An 18,733-nucleotide genomic window follows, 5' to 3' on the forward strand; every position below is an offset into this window, starting at 1 on the left:
CAGTTTCGTCCTCTATTCGAACGAGCCGTCCATGAGACACCAGGCCAACCCCTGGATCACCAGCAACCTATGGTTGCTCAGTGCCGCAATGCTGCCGGCGATCATTCTGGTCGGTGCGCTGCTCTTCTTCACCGGCTGGGCCGTCACCTTCAGTTTCACCGACCTCGGCCTCACCGGCCGCAAGGCTGTCGAGTGGTCTTGGGTGGGTCTCGAGAACTACGAGCGGCTGTTCACTCGCAAGGGCTTTCTCGAGTCGCTCTGGACCACGGTGATCTTCGTCTTCTTCTCGGCGATTGTCGGCCAGTCGGTGCTCGGCTTCCTGCTGGCGGCGACCCTGCGCGGCACCGTCTCCACTACCCGCAGCGTCGTCGAAATCTGCATCATGCTCGGCTGGCTGCTGCCCGACATCGTCGCGGCCTTTCTGTGGTCCGCCACTACGTCGCAGACCGGGCTGATCAATTCGCTGTTCGTCGTGCCGTTCGGCCTCAAGCCGATCAACTTCATCAACGATTTCGCCCTGCCGGTCGTCACGCTCGCCAATATCTGGAAAGGCACGGCCTGGAGTTACCTGCTGTTCGTCGCGGCGCTCGACTCAGTGCCGAGGGAGATCATCGAGGCCGCCAAGATCGACGGCGCGACCCGCTGGCAGCGCGCCTGGTTGGTGGTGCTGCCGATCATCCGGCCGCACATCGCCACGAACCTGTTATTCATCACCATCTGGACCTTCACCTACTTCCCGCTGATCTTCGCGATGACGGGCGGCGGGCCGGGCCGGCAGACGGAAACGCTGGCGCTGTTCCTCTACAACCAGAGTTTTGCCCGCGGCAATCTCGGCTTCGGCAGCGCCATCTCGGTGGCCATGCTGCTGATCGTCGGCGCCCTTTCCACCGTCTATCTACGCATGCTGCGGGAGCCCAAGTAATGGAACGCACGACGCTCTCGCGACCGATGGCGATCGCGCTCGCCTTCATGGCGGTGATCTGGGTCAGCCCGTTCGCCTGGCTGTTCAGCAATGCCTTCGACACTGCCGCGACCGGGCGGCTGGTCTGGCCGCAGAACTTCGGCATAGGGAACTTCACCGGCGCCATCGGTGGCGATGCGGGGCGAATGTTCCTCAACTCACTGCTGATCGCCGCAGGAACGGCAACCATCAGCGTGGTTGTCGGCGCCGCCGCCGCCTACCCGTTGTCGCGGCTCAGGATGCCAGGCAAGAACGCCTTGCTCTGGACGCTGGTGCTGCTGCGCATGCTGCCGTCGGTCGGCGTGCTGGTGCCGCTCTATTTCGCCGCCCAGCGATCGGGGCTATTGAACCAGTTCGGCGTCATGCTGGCGCTGAGCTGCCTCAACCTGCCGTTCACGCTGCTACTGCTCAAGAACTTCTTCGACACGGTGCCGATCGAGCTCGAAGAGGCGGCTTATGTCGATGGCGCGTCGCTCTGGCAGATCGTTACCGGCATCGTGCTGCCGATGTCGCGGGCCGGCCTGGCAGTGGTCTGGTTCTTCAGCTTCACCGGTGCCTGGAACGAGTTCCTCTTGCCGCTGATCTTTTCGCGCGTCGAGGCGGCCTTCCCGATGTCGGTGGGCCTTTACGGCGCGTTCGGGCGGATGGGGGCCATCGACTACGGGTTCCTCGCCGCCTTCTCCATCATTTATGCGGCGCCGGCGGTCGGCGTGTACTTCCTGCTGCGGCGGAACATGAACACCGGGTTCGCCGGTGTCGGGGTCAAAGGATAGCCTCAATGAACACTCTCGCGACCAAGCTCGGTCTCCTCGACGATGACATCAAGCAGGAGGAGAAGCTCTTTCGCCTCTGCGCCGACCTCAAGGCCAAGATCCTGACCCCGATCGAGGGTGACTTCGCCTGGCGCTACACCGAGGCCGAGCTCGACGCGGAGGCCGCGCTCAAGGCGGATATCCGCAGCTGGCAGCCCTTTACCGACAAGACGGTGTGGGCCAAGAAGCAGGGGCACACCTGGTTCGCTGCGGAGGTCACTGTACCGCCGTCCGCCAAGGGCAAGACCTTCGTGTTGCGCTTTTCCTCGCAGTGGCAGGACCGGCCGGGCACCACCGATCCGCAGTGCCTCGCCTATCTCGACGGCCACGTGGCGCAGGCGATCGATGGCAACCACACCGAGCTGGTGATTGCGCATGACGCGAAACCCGGAACCAGGCGCACGCTGCTGGTCAACGCCTTCACCTTCTTCGACCGGCCGCTGGTCGGCTTCAAGGTCGAACTGCTGGTGCGGCACGAGCGGGCGGAGAAGCTCTATTTCGACCTGTTGACCCCGCTCGAAGTCGCGACCCGGCTGACCCAGATCGACGGCCGCCGCCATGCCATCATGAACCTGGTCGAGCAGTCGCTGCGGGCGCTCGACCGGCGTGGCGGGGTAACCCCGGAGTTCGAGGCCTCGCTCGGTGCGGCCGAAAAGATCGCCAAAAAGATCTACGAGCTGGTCGATACCGAGGTGCAGCCGACGGTTTCGGCGGTGGGACATACCCATCTCGATGTCGGCTGGCTATGGCGGGTGATGCATACCCGCGACAAGACCGGCCGCAGCTTTGCGACGGTGCTGGCGCTGATGGCCGAGTACCCGCAATTCGTCTTCATGTACAACCAGTCGGTGCTGTTCGACTTCTTGAAGAAGGACTACCCGGAGATCTGGGCCGGCGTGGTCGAGCGGGTCAAATCCGGCCAGTTCGAGATCGAAGGCGCCATGTGGGTGGAGCCCGATGCCAATATCGTCTCGGGCGAATCCATGGTGCGCCAGATCATGCGCGGCCGCCGCTTCCACCTCGAGCATTTCGGCGTGGTGCCCAAGACCGTGTGGCTGCCCGACACGTTCGGCTATTCGGCCAACATGCCGCAGATTCTCGAGCGCTCGGGGCTCGAGTATTTCATCACCTCAAAACTCAGCTGGAACGATACCGACCGGCACCCCTATGACACGTTCTTCTGGCGCGGCATCGACGGCACCAAAACCAAGGCGCAGCTGATCACGGCGCAGAAGTTCGACAGCGAGCGGATCTTCACCACCTACAATTCCGATCTCTCGGTGTCCGAGGTGATGGGGGCCTGGAAGCGCTATGAGCCGAAGTCGGTGAACGACGAGGTGCTGGTCTGTTACGGCTATGGCGACGGCGGCGGCGGGCCGACCCGCGCCATGATCGAGCGCGGCACAAGGCTCGAACGCGGCATCCCCGGCGCGCCGAAGGTGAAGCTCGAAGGCATCGGGCCGTTCCTCAAGCGGCTCAGCAAGCGCATGGACGAGAACGCCATGCGCTTCCCGACCTGGAACGGCGAACTCTATCTGCAATACCACCGCGGCACGCTGACCAATGTGGCGAAGAACAAGGCCAATAACCGCCGCGCCGAGCGCGTGCTGCGTGAGCTCGAGTTCCTCAGCGCCATGGCGATGCGAACCGGGGCGCCCTACCCCAGCGAAAAGCTCAACGAGTTCTGGGAGCTGGTGCTGATCAACCAGTTCCACGACATCCTGCCCGGCACCTCGATCGCCGAAGTCTATGTCGACAGCGATGCCGAATATGCCGGACTGTTGTCGACGCTGGCGTCGGGCAACGGGCCGTGGCACAGCGCGGCGAAGGCCATTGCGCCTACGGCCAAGGGCGGGTTGCAGCTGTTCAACTTCACCGGGCACAAGCGCGACAAGGCGCTGGTCCGCGTCGCGGGCGCAGCCGAAGGCTCGGCACTGAGCCAGGGCGGTGCAGCCCTGCCGCTGCAGAAGCTGGTTGGTGCCGATGGCAGCGTGACGCTGGCGGCGCCGGCCGACTTGCCGGCGCTCGGCTGGGCCTCAGCCTCGCTGGTAGCCGGCAGCGCTGCGCCGAGATCGAGCCTCTCGGCTTCGGCCAAGCAGCTCGAGAATGAGCTGATCCGGGTCAGCTTCGACAAGCATGGCGAAATCACCTCGGTGGTCGACAAGCAGCATAGCCGTGAGCTGATCGCCAAGGGCGAGACGGCGAACCGGCTCGTCGCCTACGAGGACAAGCCGCTCAACTGGGATGCCTGGGATATCGACCGCTATTTCGAGGAGCAGTTCTGGAGGCTCTCAGAAGGCAAGGCGAAGATCGAGGTGGTGGAGACCGGTCCCTATCGCGCGGCGCTCCGCATCGAGCGGCAGTATCTCAACTCGAAGGTGGTACAGGTGGTGTCGCTGGAAGCCGGCGCCCGGCAGGTGGAATTCGACACTTTCGTCGACTGGCAGGAGCGCCAGACCGTGCTGAAGGCGGAATTCCCGTTCGACCTCAACATTTCCGAGATCCGCTCGGAGATCCAGTTCGGCCATGTGAAGCGCGCCACGCACCGCAATACCAGCTGGGACCGGGCCCGGTTCGAAGCCAGCATGCATCGCTGGGTCGATATCAGCGAGCCGGATTTCGGCGCCGCGCTGCTCAACGACAGCAAGTATGGCTATGACGCGGTGGAACAGCTGGTGCGCATCACGCTGCTACGCGGCGCCACCTTCCCCGACCCGGCATCGGACCGCGGCGAGCACCGCATCAAATATGCGCTCTTGGTGCATGACGGGGTCAGCGACCTCTCAGACGTGCCGGTGGCGGCCGAGCGGTTCAACAACCCGGTGGCGGTGATCGGCGATGTCTCAGCACAGGCCTCCGCGCCCGCGGAAAGCACGAGCTTCTCCTTCGCCTCGGTCGACAAGCCGAACGTTACGCTGGAGACGGTGAAGAAGGCCGAAAAGAGTGATGCGCTGGTGCTGCGGGTGTTCGAGCACGCCAATGCCCGCGCCACCGCCACCATCAGCTTCGGCGTGCCGGTGAAATCGGCGAGGCTGGTCAACCTGATGGAAGAAGGCGGCGAGCCGATCGCACTCAACGGCAACAGCGTGACGCTACAGCTCAGGCCGTTCGAGATCGCGACGCTGCTGCTGGACGTAGACGCCGGCTGACCTAGCCAACATTTCAACACCCCTCGCGGCCGCCTCCCACCCGGAGGCGGCCGCTGTCGTTCGTGCAACATCCAACCAGTGTTGTCCAGATTTCTGCAAATTTGCAACGAACTATTGCAAGACTGATTTTCGGCTGCTAGCGTCCGGCACGATCCGATCCCGGCAGCACGGTGAAATCAGCCAGCGAAGTCTGGTGGCCAGTTGCAGGGGGCGATCGGGACCGAGGAATCCTGAGGAGGAAAAACTGGACAACACGGTAGGACGTTTGTTTGCGGCAACCGGGCGCCTGGCGCGGCTTGCCCTTGCCACCACGGCGCTCGCCACACTGGCGACGGCCGCTCCGGCCGAGGAGCTGAGCGGCACCATCACGGTGTGGAGCTGGACCGCTCCCGCCGATGGGCTGGAAGCGGCAGTTGCCGGCTTCAACAAGCTGCACCCGGGCGTGACGGTGAAGGTGGAAGACGTCGGCAACCCAGCGATCTGGGACAAGATCACCGCCGGCATGGCGGCGGGCGGCGCCGGCCTCGCCGACGTGCTCAACATCGGCATCGACTATATCGGCAATTACATCGAGACCTTCCCGACCGGGCTCGTCAACCTGAGCGAGGTCGGCGCCAACGACCTTGCAGCGCAGTTCCCCTCAGGCATGTGGGCCAGTGGCTCGTCGGCCGATGGCGGGGTCTACGGTATCCCCTACGAGGTCAACACCTCGGGCTTCTTCTATAGGAAGGACCTGTTCGACCAGGCGGGCGTGGACATCAACACGATCGCCACCTGGGATGACCTGCTGGAGGCCGGCAAGAAGATCAAGGAGGCGACCGGTGCGCCGCTGATCTCGATGGACAAGGCAGCGACGGTCGCCGACTCCGCCGGGTTGTGGCAGCTGCTGACCAACCTGCAGGGCAGTTTCTACTTCAACGCCGCCGGCGAGATCACCATGAACGGGCCGGCTGGCCTCCGCTCACTCGAGTGGATCAAAAAGGCCAATGATGCCGGCGTCGTCGCCGATATCCCGGGCGGCTGGGACAACTTCATGCTGCAGATCAAGGGGCAGACCAATGTCGCGGTGATCCCGGCGGCCTCCTGGGCGGCCGGGGTGTTCGAGAACGAAGCTCCTGACATGGCCGGCAAGTGGGGCCTGAGGCTCCCGCCGGCGGTCGAGGCCGGCGGACTGACCGCCGCGATCTCGGGCGGTACTTACCTCTCGGTAGCGGGCACCAGCCCGAACAAGCAGGCGGCCTGGGAGTTCGTCAAATATGCGATGGGCACGCTCGAGGGCCAGCAGGCGACCTACGCGGGCGGCGGCATGTTCCCCGGCTTCAAGCCGATGCTGGAGAGCGACGGCTTCGTCAAGAAGAGCGCCTATTTCGATGCCGAGGTGAACAAGTTCTTCATCGACGAGCTCGGCCAGAACACCCCGACGGTGAACTACACCACCGATTATGCCCGGGCGCTCAAGGCCTATACCGATGCCCAGACCCAGGTGCTGCTGAGCGGCGCCGACCCCAAGACCGTGCTCGATGAGGCCGCCGCGCTGGTCGCCGGCCAGACCGGCCGGACCATCGCCAACTGATACGCTCCGCCTGAGCGTTACGGCGGCAGGATTATGGACTTTCCTCCCGGTCCTGCCGCCACCCTTCCCTTCCGGTGAACCAGATGACGTCGTCCAAGCTGCAGCCGGCCGCGCGCCGGCGCTGGCGAGGCTCCTCGCCGCGCCTCACGCCCTACCTGTTCCTGTTGCCCGTGCTGGTGCTGTTCGCCGGCTTCAAGGTCTACCCGTACCTCTATGCGGCCTGGCTGAGCCTCACCAAGATCATCAAGGGCCAGACGACCTTCGTCGGGCTCGGCAACTACGGGCGGCTTGCCACCGATCCGATCTTCTACAAGGCGCTCAGCAACACGCTGATCATCCTCATCACCCAGGTGCCGCTGATGCTGGGGCTGGCGCTGCTGCTGGCCGTGGCCTTCAACTCGGCGCTGCTCAAATTCCGTGCCTTCTGGCGCACCGCCTATTTCGTGCCGATCGTCATGGGGCTGGTGGCCTACGGCATCCTGTTCTCGACGCTGCTCAACAGCCACCACGGGCTGGTGAACTTCCTGCTCGAGGCCGTTGGGTTGCCGCGGGTGCCGTGGCTGGCCGACCCGGTGTGGGCCAAGGTGTCGATCATCATCGCGCTGACCTGGCATTACACAGGCAACAGCGCGGTGATCTACCTGGCGCAGCTGCAGTCGATCCCGGGGGAGCTCTACGAGGCGGCCGAGATCGATGGCGCCACGGCGTGGCAGCGCTTCTGGCACATCACCCTGCCCGGGCTGCGTCCTGCCATCACCCTCACCGTGGTGCTCTCGACCATCGGCACGCTGCAGCTCTTCGACGAGCCCTACGTGCTGACCAATGGCGGGCCCAACAACGCCACGCTGACCATCGGCATGTATCTGTACCAGAACGGCTTCAAGTACTTCGACTTCGGCTACGCCTCGGCCATCGGCTACGTGCTGACCGGCATTATCGGGGTGATTGCGCTCATCCAGTTCCGGTTCCTCAGGGAGAAACAGGCATGAGAACCGACCGCAGCCCTCAGACGCGCGCCGCGAGCCTCGCCGTCAGCATCGTCATCGCCATTGGCGGCCTGCTGATGCTGGCGCCGTTCTACTGGCTGATCGTCGCCAGCACGCACCGCACCAGCGACATCTTCTCCAACCCGCCGAACCTCGTGCCCGGCGACCAGCTGTGGGTCAACCTCACGAACCTGTTCGTCGGCGAGGGTTTTGGCCAGGCAGTGCTCAACTCCACCCTGGTGGCGACGATCTATGCGTTGCTGGGCGGGCTCGTCTGCACGGCGGCCGGCTACGCCTTCGCCAAGTTCCGCTTCCCCGGACAAGGGGCGCTGTTCGGCATCGTGCTGGTGATCCTGGCGCTGCCCTCGCAGGTGACGCTGGTGCCGCTGTTCCAGATCATGGTGCAGCTCAACTGGCTCAACACCTACCAGGCGCTGATCCTGCCCAACCTGGCGCTGCCCTTCGGCATCTTCCTGATGCGCCAGACCATGCAGTCGGTACCGGATGAACTGATCCAGGCGGCGCGGGTCGATGGCGCCGGTGAGTTCCGGATCTTTGCGCAGATCGTCCTGCCGACGATGCGGCCGGCCCTGGCGGCGCTGGGCATCTTCCTGTTCCTCGCGCAGTGGAACGACTTCGTCTACCCGCTGATCGTGCTCAGGACCTCGGACGCCTACACGGTGCCGGTGGCGCTCGCCTCGCTGCAGGGCCTCAGCGACACCGACTATGGCCAACTGCTGGCCGGCACCATGGTGTCGGTGCTGCCGGTGCTCGGGGTGTTCCTGTTCCTGCAACGTCATTTCGTCGCCGGCATCCTCGCCGGCGCGGTCAAGCAATAGCATTAGGAGACTGGCACCGTGCTGCTGGAAGACTACGCATCCGTCATGGCCCCTGCCGTCACCGGCATCCCCGGCGTCGAGGTGACAATCGGCACTGGCTGCCGGGTGATCGGCAAACAGAGCCTCGGCGAGCTCGAGATCACCACGATCGAGACCGATGGCGAACTGATCCGGGTGTCGCTCGAAGTGCCGCTCGGCGATATCGAGGGCTATTGGTACCCCAACGCTTCCATGCGGGCGCTGCCGGCCGACTGGAGCGGGCGAGACAAGACCAGCATCATTTCCTCGAGCCCGCTCGGCTGTGTCTATGACCGGCACTGCAAGGCCATCCTCGCCTTCTGCTTCGACCAGCAGATCGAGGAGAGCCAGTTGCGCTTCGGCGTCTCGGAAGAACACAAGAGCTTCGTCATCTATTACGAGCACGACCCCAAGGGACCGCGCACCATCCGGCTCGCCACGGCACGGGCCGGGCTCGATCATGCGGAGGCGGTCGGGCTGCTGCGCGACTGGCTGCGCGACGATATCGGTGAGCCCTTGCCGGTGCCCTTCGCCGGGACCGTGCCGGTCTACTGCACCTGGTATGCCTATGCGCAGAACATCGATGCCGAAAAGATCGAGCGCGACGCGGCCCTGGCCACTGCCCTCGGTTGCAAGGCGGTGATCATCGACGACGGCTGGCAGAAGCTGGCCACCGGCCGTTGGTATGCCGGGTGCGGCGACTGGATGGCCGACCCGCAAAAGTTCCCCGATATGCGCGGGCATATCGACAGGCTGCACGGGCTTGGCCTGTCGGTGATCCTCTGGGTGGCGCCGCTGCTCCTGGGTGAGAAGAGCGATGCCTATGCGCGGCTGAAACAGTTCGCGCCCTACCATAATGCCGATGGCTGGCGCGCCTCGGCGCTCGATCCCAGGTATCGGGAGGTGCGGGAGCACTTCGTCGCAACCTGCATCCGCTTGATCCGCGACTATGGTGTCGACGGGCTGAAGATCGATTTCCTCGACGGCGTCGTCGCCTATCAGGGGACGCCGACCGGCGGCGATATCCCGGATGTGGGGCAGGCGCTGCATGCCACGTTGCAGCAGCTCAAGGCGGAGTTGAAAGCGGCCGGGCTCGACGAGGCGCTGATCGAGTTCCGGCAGGCCTATGTGGGGCCGGCTACGGCGCCTTACGCCAACCTGCTGCGGGTCGGCGACTGCCCGGTCGATGCCAACCAGAACCGTCGCGCCACCGTCAATATGCGGATGATCGCGGCCGGCCAGGTGATCCATTCGGACCCGACCGTGTGGGACCACCGCGCCGGCTCGGAGCCGGCGGCGCGGCAGTTGCTCAACGCCTATTTCAGCGTGCCGCAGGTCTCGATGGACCTGTCGAGCCTGCCAGCAGTGCAGCGCGACGCGGTGCAGGCGGTGCTGCAGAACTGGATGCAAGACCGCGAGACGGTGCTGTTCGGTGAGGTGAGCGCCGGGCTGCCGTCCGAGGGATATCCGGTGGTACAGGCGCGGCACCAGGGTCGGCTGGTGGTCGGGGTGTATCAGCCGCTGGTGGTCGAGATCGACCTCGACGGCGTCACCGAGTTGCGGCTGCTCAACGCGACTTCCCACGAGCGGATCGTTGTGCGATGGACCGGCAAGTCTCGACGGCTGAGCGGCATCGCTCACTCCGCCCGCGGCGATGTCGGCATGCCGCTCGAAGTGGACACTGAGGGGCTTACCGAACTCAGCATTCCGGTGTCTGGTATTGCGACGCTCAGTGTCTTGAACGAGTAGCCACAGGGGAGCCAGTGGACAGGTCCGACGACAGCAATGGGCCGCGCAGCCAACGCGGCCGCAGCAGCGGCACCGAGGGTGCGGCGCATCGGCCACGCCCCCGTTCGCCGGCCGCCAATATCGGGCTTGCCGCGGTCGCCGAGCTCGCCGGGGTCAGCGAAGCGACAGTCAGCCGGGTGCTCAACCGCAAGTATGGCGTATCGACCGCAACACGCGAGGCAGTCGAAGCGGCCCTGCGCAAGGCGGGCTATGAGCGGCAGCTGAAGGGTGAGCTGGTGCTGCTGCTGGTGCCCGGTGTTGCTGAATCGATCTTCGCCGACCTCTGCGAGGCGATCGAGAACGAGATCGCGCCCTATGGCTTACGCGCGGTGATCTGCCCCGGGACGCAGCGCGAGCGCGACTATGTCGAGGCGATGATCGATGCCGGCATCGCCGCCGTGGTGTTCCTGTCGTCGAGCAATACGGTGCGCAATGCCGATCCGGTGGCACGGCAGCTGCTGCAATCGCGCGGCATCCCGTTCATCTGCGTCAATGGCGGCTTTCCCGATACGCCCTCGCCGGTGTTTTCGACCGACGACTGGCGCGCCGCCGAGATGGCGGTGGCGCATCTCTACGACCTCGGGCATCGGCGCATCGGCATGTGCGCCGGGCCGGTGGGCAACACCCCGGCCGATCGCCGCGTCGAGGGGTTCGTCCAGGCGATGGACCGGCGTGAGCTGCCCAATTCCGAGGATTTCGTGGTGCGGCAGTACTACAATGTCGAGGGTGGCCGGCACGCGGCCGAGGAACTGCTGCAGATGGGCGTGACGGCGATCGTGGCGTCGAGCGACGACATGGCGCTGGGGGCGATGCGCGCCATCCAACGCGCCGGGCTTCGGATCCCCGGCGACATCTCGGTGATCGGCTACAACGATTCCTACATGCTGGATTTCACCGACCCGCCGCTGACCGCGGTGCGGCAGCCGGTCGAGCGCATTGCCGAGAACACCACCCGCGCCATCGTGGCGCTGACCGCGAACCGTTCGCTGCCACTGGCCGAAGTGCTGATCGATCCGGAATTCCGGCTGCGCGGTTCGACCGCGCCGGTGATGACGAAGTAACCCCGGAAATTAGAGAGGCCCAGACTAGGAGGTGGAACTCCAGCTGGGCCTCAGTCATCGGGCGGCGAAGCCCGACAACGGGGTTCACATAGACCCATGACACCGATGAGTCCAGCAGCGATTGGTGCGGCAATGCGCCGGGGCGGGCAGTCGGCGCGCCCTCTCCCGCTTGCGGGGGAGGGGGGACCAGCCGAAAGGCTGGTGGAAGGGGGGAGCCGCAGACACTGAGCCTGCCCCGTCCGCCCACCATTGGAGCGTGGGGCACCGCCCACCGTCAGTGCGTAGCTCACCGCCTACCATCAGTGCGTGGGCACCCCTCTCCCACCACGCTTTCGCGTGGTCCCCCCTCCCCGCAAGCGGGAGAGGGGCGCCGACTTCGCGGGCCGGCTCACTTGATGGGACCGTCCAATAGCCTACTCCGGCCAGCGATCGTCCGGGCGCCAGAAGCCGAGCTTGGGGGTGTTCCACTCGTCGGTGGGGAGGAACATGGTGCCGGGGGTGCGGAGGTTCGCTTCGATCGCCTCGAGGTTGAGGTCGATGCCGAGGCCCGGCTTGTCGGGCACGGTGACGTAGCCGTCGGCCATGTAGTTGGGCTCGAGGCCGGTGACGAGGCTCTCCCAGAACGGCAGGTCGAGGCCGTGATGCTCGCAGGCGAGGAAGCTCGAGATCGAGGCGGCAGTGTGGATATTGGCCATGAAGCCGATGGGCGAGCCGGCACAGTGCAGCGCCGTCGGGATGCCCTCTTCTTCGGCGTCGTCGGAAATGCGCTTGGTCTCCATCAGGCCGCCCGAGGTGAGCAGGTCCGGGTGGACGATGTCGAAGGCGCGGATGCGGATCGCCTCGCGGAAACCATCACGCAGATAGAGATCCTCGCCGGCGGCGATCGGGGTCAGCAGCGCATCGGCGATCTTCTTGTGGCCCGGTATGTCGAAGCGCGACACCGGGTCTTCCATCCAGGCGAGATCGAACTTTTCGAGCGCCTTGCCGAGGCGGATGACCTCATCGGAGGTTAGATAGCCTTCGCCGAAGTGATCGACGCAGATCTGCACGTTGGGGCCGACGGCCTGGCGGACTTCGCCGACGACATGCGCGGCGCGTTCGATGGTGGCATCGGTGAGCTTGACGCCGCGGCCATGCATCGGTGCCTTGAACGGCCGGCCCTCCTCGTAGGCGAAGTCGTATTTGGCGTCGTTGCCGATCAGCGGGCTGTCACCGGTCTCGAACAACGACGGCCTCAAATCGAACTTGATCCAGGTCAGGCCGCGGTCACGACGGCCGAGCACCGCGGCAACGAAGTCCTCAGGGGTCGGATCGTCGGGGGTCGGGGTGTCGCCGTAGAGGCGGACCTTGTCGCGATGCTTGCCGCCGAGCAACTGGTAGCACGGCACACCATAGACCTTGCCGATCAGGTCCATCAGCGCGATCTCGATGCCCGAGACACCACCGCCTTCGCGGCCCCAATTGCCGAAGCGCTTGATGGTGCGGAAGATCATGTCGACGTTGCAGGGGTTCTGCCCGACCAGCATCGACTTGAACTGCAACGCGTTGCTGGCATGGCCGGCGTCGCGCACTTCGCCAAGGCCATAGACGCCCTGGTTAGTGTCGATCCTCAGGATCGGATAATCGTAATTGGCTGCCACCACGGCGAGCCGCATGTCGGTGATGCGAAGTTCGGACGGGTTGGAGTGGGTGGTTATGGCGTTTTCAATCCGGCCCAGCTGCTTGTCGGTCATCTTGCTTCTCTAGGTTGTCGTTTATTTTGGTCGCGCTTTCGAACCGGAAAAGTCTGCAACTTTTCCTGAAAACGCTCCGTTTCAGCGGCGGTGCGTATAGGCGGGGAGCATCAGGTCGGCGAGGTCGTCCATGATGGCGGCGGCCTCGGCGCGGGCGGCAGCGTCGAGCGCGCGGAAGCCGGATTGGCGGACCGCAGCGCTGGGGATGACGCCGCGCTGCTTCAGCACCTCCTTCATCAGCGGCATGCCGTAATTGCTCTCCATATCGAGCAGCGGCAGCAGGCGCTGGAAGATGTTGCGGGCGCGCCTGTCGTCCCCGGCTTCGATGGCGTTCCACAGCGCCACGTGCACGTCGGCGATTTCGCAGGCCGGCATGGTGCCGGAGACGCCGTGACGGACTTCCTCCATCAGCGTCTTGCCGGCCTTGCCGCCCATCACGCCCTCGAGCTTGTCGCCGCAGAGCCGGATGATCTCGCCGACGGTCTGGGCCGGGTAACCCGACTCTTCCTTGACGAAGCGAGCGGTGGGGATCTCGCTCACCAGCTCGGCGATGAGGCCGGCGCTCAGCGGCGAGGCGCCCTGCCCCGAGACGTTCTGGATCACCAAGGGCAGCGTGGTGGCGGCGCCGATGGCCTTGTAGTGCGCCTTGATATCGGCCGGGCTCGAGGGATGCAGCGTCGGCGGCAGCGACATCACCGCGTCGGCGCCGATCGTCTCGGCATGGCGGGCGAACTCGACGGCGAGGTGGTAGTGCGGCGCCGACACAGCGACGATCACCGGCACCTTTCCCTTGGCCTTACCGACGACGATCTCGGCGGCGCGCCGGCGTTCGGCTTCGCTGAGATAGAAGCCTTCGCTGGCCAGCGCGTTGGCGACGACGCCATGGACGCCTGCGGCAAGACAGAAATCGAGCGTGCGCTCGAGGGCCGCCTCATCCAGCCGGAAGTCGTCGGTGAACGGCGTCGTGACGATCACGAAGATGCCGCGGTAGTCGTTGCGATCCATGGGTATTGCCTTGTGTTTTGGATCAGGCGGCGATGCGCGGCCCATCGGGAATGCGCTGGACCTCCCCGTCCTGCGCAACGTATAGGACGATGCAAGATCGTATCAAATGTGTCAACATCGTATACGATGTGAGGTTGCCATGCTCCAGGACAGTTCCGCCCCCCGCAAGCGCCGCGGCGATTCCGACCCCAAGACCGAGACCAGCTACCAGCGGGTCACCAATCTGCTGCGCAGCGAAATCCTCGCCGGCGATATCCCCCTCGGTGGTCGGCTGACCATGACGGCGATTGCCGACCGCTTCGGCGTCAGCGTGCAGCCGGTGCGCGAGGCGTTGCAGCAGCTCGAGGGCGAGGGGCTGGTGGAGATGATCCCCAATCACGGGGCGCGGGTTCGCCAGCTCGACCGCAACCGGCTGGTCCACTCCAGCGAGATCGGCGAGGCGCTTGAATGCTACCTCGCCCGGCAGTTCGCCGAGGAGGCGTCGCTGTCGTCGCTGCGCCAGCTCGAAGCCTTGCAGGTCGAACACGATGCAGCGATCGAGGCGATGGACTGGGCCCGCATCGACGCCGGCAATCGCGTCTTCCACCGCTTCATCAACACGCATGGCGGCAATCTCGAAGCGGCCGATCTCATCGCGCGTTATTATGGCCTCAGCGAAGGCCTGATGAACAAGCACGGTCGCGACAAGGCGTTCGCCGAGCGGGTGCGCGCCGAACACCACGCGCTGCTCGAAGCGTTCCGCCGCCGCGATCCGGAGGCCGCCGCCCGGATCAACGCGGAACACGTCCGCGGCACCGTAGCCGCGGTGCTCGCCGCCTTCGAGACGACCCTCCGCTGAACGGCGGATTGTCGGCACAGCCGTCATGGGCGAGTGTCGGACGAACGAGAACAAGGGAGTGACGATGACCAAACTGGGTGAAACGCGATCGCTGGTCTGGGCGCATGGCGTGGTCAGCGTCGAGAGCCTGGGTGGGATGATCGGGCCGACGCTATTCGTGTTGCCCGATGGCCGGCAGGTGGCGCCGTTCCAGGTGGCGCCGTGGGCGAACGAGCCCGGCGGCGAAGCGTTGCCCGGCATCCTCAAACGGCTGCGTGGCGAGTGGCCTTGCGTGCCGTTCGGGGTCGACGGGGACCGCCCGGCGAACAACGACTGGCCGGGATCGACGGCCCGCCCGACGGTCGACACCGACCCGCATGGCTTCAGCTCCAACCATGACTGGCAGTTCGAGGCCGCGGCTGATGGCAGCATCGGGCTGAGCATTGCCTATCCCGAGACCCATCCGATCAAGGCGCTGCACCGGCGCGTTACGCCCGATCCGACCACGACGGCATTGGACTTTGAATTGATCATCGAAGTGCGGGCCGACTGCACGCTGCCACTGGGGCTCCATCCGTCGTTCCGGCTGCCGACGAAAATCGGCGCCATGCATATCGAAGTCGGTGACGAGATCACCGGCGCCACCTTCCCCGGACCGGTCGATGACACCTCGATCTTCGAACAAGGCCGGTTCCAAACGCCGTGGCGCGACGTGGCGCTCAAGGACGGGACACGGCTCGATGTCGCCCGGGTGCCGCTGGCGCAGGCGACGGAGGAGATCCTGCAGCTGCTCGACATGCCGGGGACGGCGTCGCTGTGGAACAGCGCCGAGGGTTATCGGGTGCGGCTGAGCTGGAACAAGGAGCACTATCCCGGCGCCCTGCTCTGGATGTCGAACCGCGGCCGGCAGATGGCGCCGTGGAACGGCCGGCATTTGGCGCTGGGGTTCGAGCCGATCTGCTCGGCTTTCGATCTGGGGCCGCAGATTTCGGCGGCGGACAATCCGATCTCACGGCGGGGCACGAAGACGGCGCGGCGGTTCAGCGCGGGCGAGCGGTTCATAACGCGGTATCGGATTGCGGTGGAGGCGGCGGACCTGGTTTAGGGCCGGGTCGCCCCTCGCCCACCGGCCCCCACCTCCCCCTTGATGGGGGAGGCAAGCGAAGCTTGTCGCTTCAGCGACTTAGCGAAGCTCGGAGGGGGTGGTGCCGCACGAGCGATCTGGGTGTGAACAACCAGCGCGATGCCGGCGCTTGGGGCTCCCCCCTCCCAACCTCCCCCACAAGGGGGGAGGTGCCGTTCGGCGCGTGGGGCACGATACAGCCCAACAGGCCGACCCTCACCCCTCCGGCGTAAACCGCACCAGCACAGTCCTGATGCCCCGCGCCTGCACCTCCACCGTCAGTGCCTTGCCGTTGAGCTCCAGCGCCGCCCCCGGGTGCTCGATCGGGTCGGCGCTGCGAGCCGCGGCCGGGTTGCCGGTGAAGGTGACGGTCTGCCTCGCCGGCTTGGCCGAGAGGTTCTGCAGGCGCAGCGCCACCCAGCCGCTGTCCTCGCCGGGCTTGGCAGTCACGAGCACCGGTGATGTCTCGTCGGTGCCGAAGAAGCTGTCGCTCAGCTTGCCCGTCGGCTTGATGTCGCGCATTGCCACCGGCGGGGTCGCGACTTCGGCGGCGAACTTCGCCGCGGCGGCTGCATCGGCCGGACCTTCATGCGTGATGAGGCGATAGCGCAGCGGGATGCGGCCGGATTGCGCCGACTTGAAGTTCACCAGCCAGTGGTTGTTGAGCGCCCAGCTCATGATGGTCGGGCCTTCGGGCTCGAGCGTGCGGTTCCACTTGCCGGTGGTGATGCCACCCAGATGCACCAGCGGTGCGTCGAGCGGCACCACCGTGACGCCGCGTTGCTTGTCGCTGACATCGACCCAGCGTCCCACCGGGTACCAGTCCTTGGCGGCGCCATCGAGCTGGTCGGCATTGGGCACGGCAGGGATGCCGTTGAGATCGAGCAAGAAATCCGGCTTGCCGAGGTTGAACGGGAAGGCGACGAACACCGCTTCGGCGTCGGCATGCTCGAGCTTGTCGATGCTCCAGTCGACGACGACGCATTTGGTATCGGCATCGAGCGCATAGACCACGGTCGCGGCGGAGACGCCGGGTGCTTCGATGTGGACTGTGATCGAGGCGCGGCCTTCGAAAATCTTCGCCGCATCGAGCGTCACCTTAGTGGCGGTTTCGCGCTTCCAGGGCGTGTCCTTGTGGCCGGTGAAGAACTCCGGCTTGTCGAAGCTGATATCGGCGATGGCCAGGCGATCGTCGGGAGAGTCCACCGTCTCGTAGACATACTCTCCCGGCCCCCAGCCCTGGTACTTGCCGGCGAAATCGTGGCCCTGCGCCTTGTCGAACAGCTCGGCAATGGCGCCGGTCTTGCCGTCGATGCGGATGCGATAATGGCGGTTCTCGATGGTATCGCCATTGGCCTTGAGGTCGCCAGCGGGGACGCCCTGTTTGAGATCGAGGAAGGCATAGCCCATCGGCGGGACGGTGCCGGCGACGCGACGGATCTCGGGATAGGGACGCGGACCGCCCCAGGTGCTGCGGCGGTTGAAGAAGGTATCGAGCATGCCGACCGGCGCGGCGCCGCCGCGCGGCTCGGGCTCCTCGACGATGACCTTCCGCTCCCAGGGCAGCGTGTTGAACACCAGCACTTCATCGATCCCCGAGGCCTTGAAGGCTTCGTTGGGATCGAGGTTGCCGAGGTTGAAGATGCCTTCCGGCCCCTTCGTACCGAGCGGCGCCGCCAGCGCATTGGCAGCCTTGGCGACGGTGCCGTGGCCTTCCATCGCGGCGGTGTAGGCGAAACCCGCCTTGCGGTTCCACTGCGCCTGGCTGAACAGCGAATGCGGCGCTTCGACCGAGGAATAGGCGCCCCAGGTGTGCTCGTCGAACAGCGTCATCGACTCGTAGATGTCGGCAGCCCGGTCGGCATTCCAGTCGCCCTGTCCCTTGCTGCGGCGCCAGGCTTCGAGCGCTTCGCCGATGCCGACGATCTCGTGCGCGGCCCGGTTGACGCCGACCTCGAAGGCCGAGGAGCCGACCCCGTCGGCCCAGTGATCGGTCCAGTCGCCGCGCTGCGTGCCGATGACCTTGGCGTATTTGCCTTCGAGCAGTCGGCCGAAATCGGTGACGGTGATGAACTCCATGCGGACGTTCTTACGCTCATCATTCCAGCGGCGGACGAAATCCGGCATGCGGGCATCGGGCGGACCGTTGTCGACGCGCACCGGGTGGGTGGATTCGCAGTAGAGGAAATCGAACGGATAGCTCGCCTCGTTCTCGAGCTCGTCGATCCAGCGTGGCAGCAGGCGATCGACCAGATCCCAGTTGCCGAGGCCGGCCTGGCTGCGGCCGAACAGGTAGTGGTAGCCGTTCCAGGCCAGCACCTGCTTGCCGCTCGGACCCTCCCAGCGGAAGGCGCCTGGGAACGGCTTGGGGCGGGCGCCACGGATCGGGTTGATGGCGGCGGTGTAGAACTTGATTCCGAGCTCGGCGAGCAGGTCGGCATAGAGCCAGCTCACGCCGTTGACGTCGTCCTGCATGGCGGCCTCGACATTAAAGCCGAACTCGTCGCGCAGCGCCCGCAGCGGATAAAGCGAGCGGTGCATCTGCTCGACATTGAGCAGCGGCGTCATGTTGTACTGCATGCCGGCGATGTCGATGCGGCCCTGCTCGTGCCAATGGCGGAAGCGGGCCACCTCGGCGGGGCTCGCCTGCCGGAGGTAGCGGAGGAACGGCCCGGTGGTCTCGACGGTCCAGCGGTACTGCGCTTCGGCCGGATAGCGGTCGGTGGCCTCGATCAGATCGAGCGCCTGGCCGACGAACTCGCCGTGCTGGCGGAGCGCCAGCTCCTGATAGTCGGTGAAGCCGATATCGGTGTGGGCGTGGTTGCAGATGTAGATCGTCTTGATCTTGCTCACGGGGTTTCTCCTCCA

The 18,733-nt window shown here is 65.5% G+C and carries 13 protein-coding genes; 10 read left to right on the plus strand and 3 right to left on the minus strand.

Annotation, left to right across the window (positions count from 1 at the left end):
- Positions 1-31: 31 nt before the first annotated feature.
- From ACSQ23_RS01330 to ACSQ23_RS01365, 8 genes are all read left to right on the plus strand, one after another.
- Positions 32-922, plus strand: coding sequence for a carbohydrate ABC transporter permease (locus ACSQ23_RS01330; protein WP_082528453.1), 891 nt, complete (start codon positions 32-34; stop codon positions 920-922).
- Positions 922-1,734 (plus strand): carbohydrate ABC transporter permease, encoded by an 813-nt coding sequence (locus tag ACSQ23_RS01335; protein WP_055885646.1) that lies wholly within the window; start codon positions 922-924, stop codon positions 1,732-1,734. Before ACSQ23_RS01330 ends, ACSQ23_RS01335 begins: the two co-directional genes overlap by 1 nt.
- A gap of 5 nt (positions 1,735-1,739) precedes the next feature.
- Entirely contained in the window at positions 1,740-4,922 is a 3,183-nt protein-coding gene (locus ACSQ23_RS01340) for an alpha-mannosidase (protein ID WP_436089447.1), read from the plus strand.
- 265 nt (positions 4,923-5,187) lie between these two features.
- Positions 5,188-6,495 carry an extracellular solute-binding protein gene (locus ACSQ23_RS01345; protein WP_436089448.1) on the plus strand — a complete coding sequence of 436 codons (1,308 nt, stop codon included), beginning with the start codon at positions 5,188-5,190 and terminating at the stop codon, positions 6,493-6,495.
- A gap of 83 nt (positions 6,496-6,578) precedes the next feature.
- Positions 6,579-7,484, plus strand: a complete 906-nt coding sequence (locus ACSQ23_RS01350) for a carbohydrate ABC transporter permease (RefSeq protein WP_436089449.1) — start codon at positions 6,579-6,581, stop codon at positions 7,482-7,484.
- A complete protein-coding gene (locus ACSQ23_RS01355) occupies positions 7,481-8,320 on the plus strand; it encodes a carbohydrate ABC transporter permease (protein WP_055885662.1) in 840 nt (279 codons plus the stop codon). The genes ACSQ23_RS01350 and ACSQ23_RS01355 overlap by 4 nt, the downstream gene beginning before the upstream one ends.
- A gap of 18 nt (positions 8,321-8,338) precedes the next feature.
- The gene (locus tag ACSQ23_RS01360) at positions 8,339-10,087 is read left to right on the plus strand and encodes a glycoside hydrolase family 36 protein (protein ID WP_436089450.1); all 1,749 of its coding nucleotides are present in this window, start codon (positions 8,339-8,341) and stop codon (positions 10,085-10,087) included.
- 14 nt (positions 10,088-10,101) lie between these two features.
- Positions 10,102-11,187, plus strand: coding sequence for a LacI family DNA-binding transcriptional regulator (locus ACSQ23_RS01365; protein ID WP_436089451.1), 1,086 nt, complete (start codon positions 10,102-10,104; stop codon positions 11,185-11,187).
- Positions 11,188-11,600: 413 nt separating this feature from the next.
- On the opposite strand, the gene ACSQ23_RS01370 is transcribed toward ACSQ23_RS01365, so the two are convergent.
- Together ACSQ23_RS01370 and ACSQ23_RS01375 are read right to left on the minus strand one after the other, a co-directional pair.
- A complete protein-coding gene (locus ACSQ23_RS01370; RefSeq protein WP_436089452.1) occupies positions 11,601-12,920 on the minus strand; it encodes a mandelate racemase/muconate lactonizing enzyme family protein in 1,320 nt (439 codons plus the stop codon).
- Between the two features lie 81 nt (positions 12,921-13,001).
- Positions 13,002-13,925 carry a dihydrodipicolinate synthase family protein gene (locus ACSQ23_RS01375; RefSeq protein ID WP_055885671.1) on the minus strand — a complete coding sequence of 308 codons (924 nt, stop codon included), beginning with the start codon at positions 13,923-13,925 and terminating at the stop codon, positions 13,002-13,004.
- Between the two features lie 139 nt (positions 13,926-14,064).
- Between ACSQ23_RS01375 and ACSQ23_RS01380 the strand changes: the two genes are divergently transcribed.
- The gene (locus ACSQ23_RS01380; RefSeq protein WP_436089453.1) at positions 14,065-14,763 is read left to right on the plus strand and encodes a GntR family transcriptional regulator; all 699 of its coding nucleotides are present in this window, start codon (positions 14,065-14,067) and stop codon (positions 14,761-14,763) included.
- Positions 14,764-14,827: 64 nt separating this feature from the next.
- Complete coding sequence (locus tag ACSQ23_RS01385) at positions 14,828-15,847, plus strand: hypothetical protein (protein WP_436089454.1); 1,020 nt, start codon at positions 14,828-14,830, stop codon at positions 15,845-15,847.
- A 234-nt stretch (positions 15,848-16,081) separates the two neighbouring features.
- Here the strand turns inward: ACSQ23_RS01385 and ACSQ23_RS01390 are convergent, their stop codons facing one another.
- Positions 16,082-18,718, minus strand: coding sequence for a glycoside hydrolase family 38 C-terminal domain-containing protein (locus tag ACSQ23_RS01390; protein WP_436089455.1), 2,637 nt, complete (start codon positions 18,716-18,718; stop codon positions 16,082-16,084).
- Positions 18,719-18,733: the final 15 nt, after the last annotated feature.

This window comes from Devosia sp. LjRoot16 (assembly GCF_964252795.1).
In the GTDB taxonomy this organism is placed as follows: domain Bacteria; phylum Pseudomonadota; class Alphaproteobacteria; order Rhizobiales; family Devosiaceae; genus Devosia_A.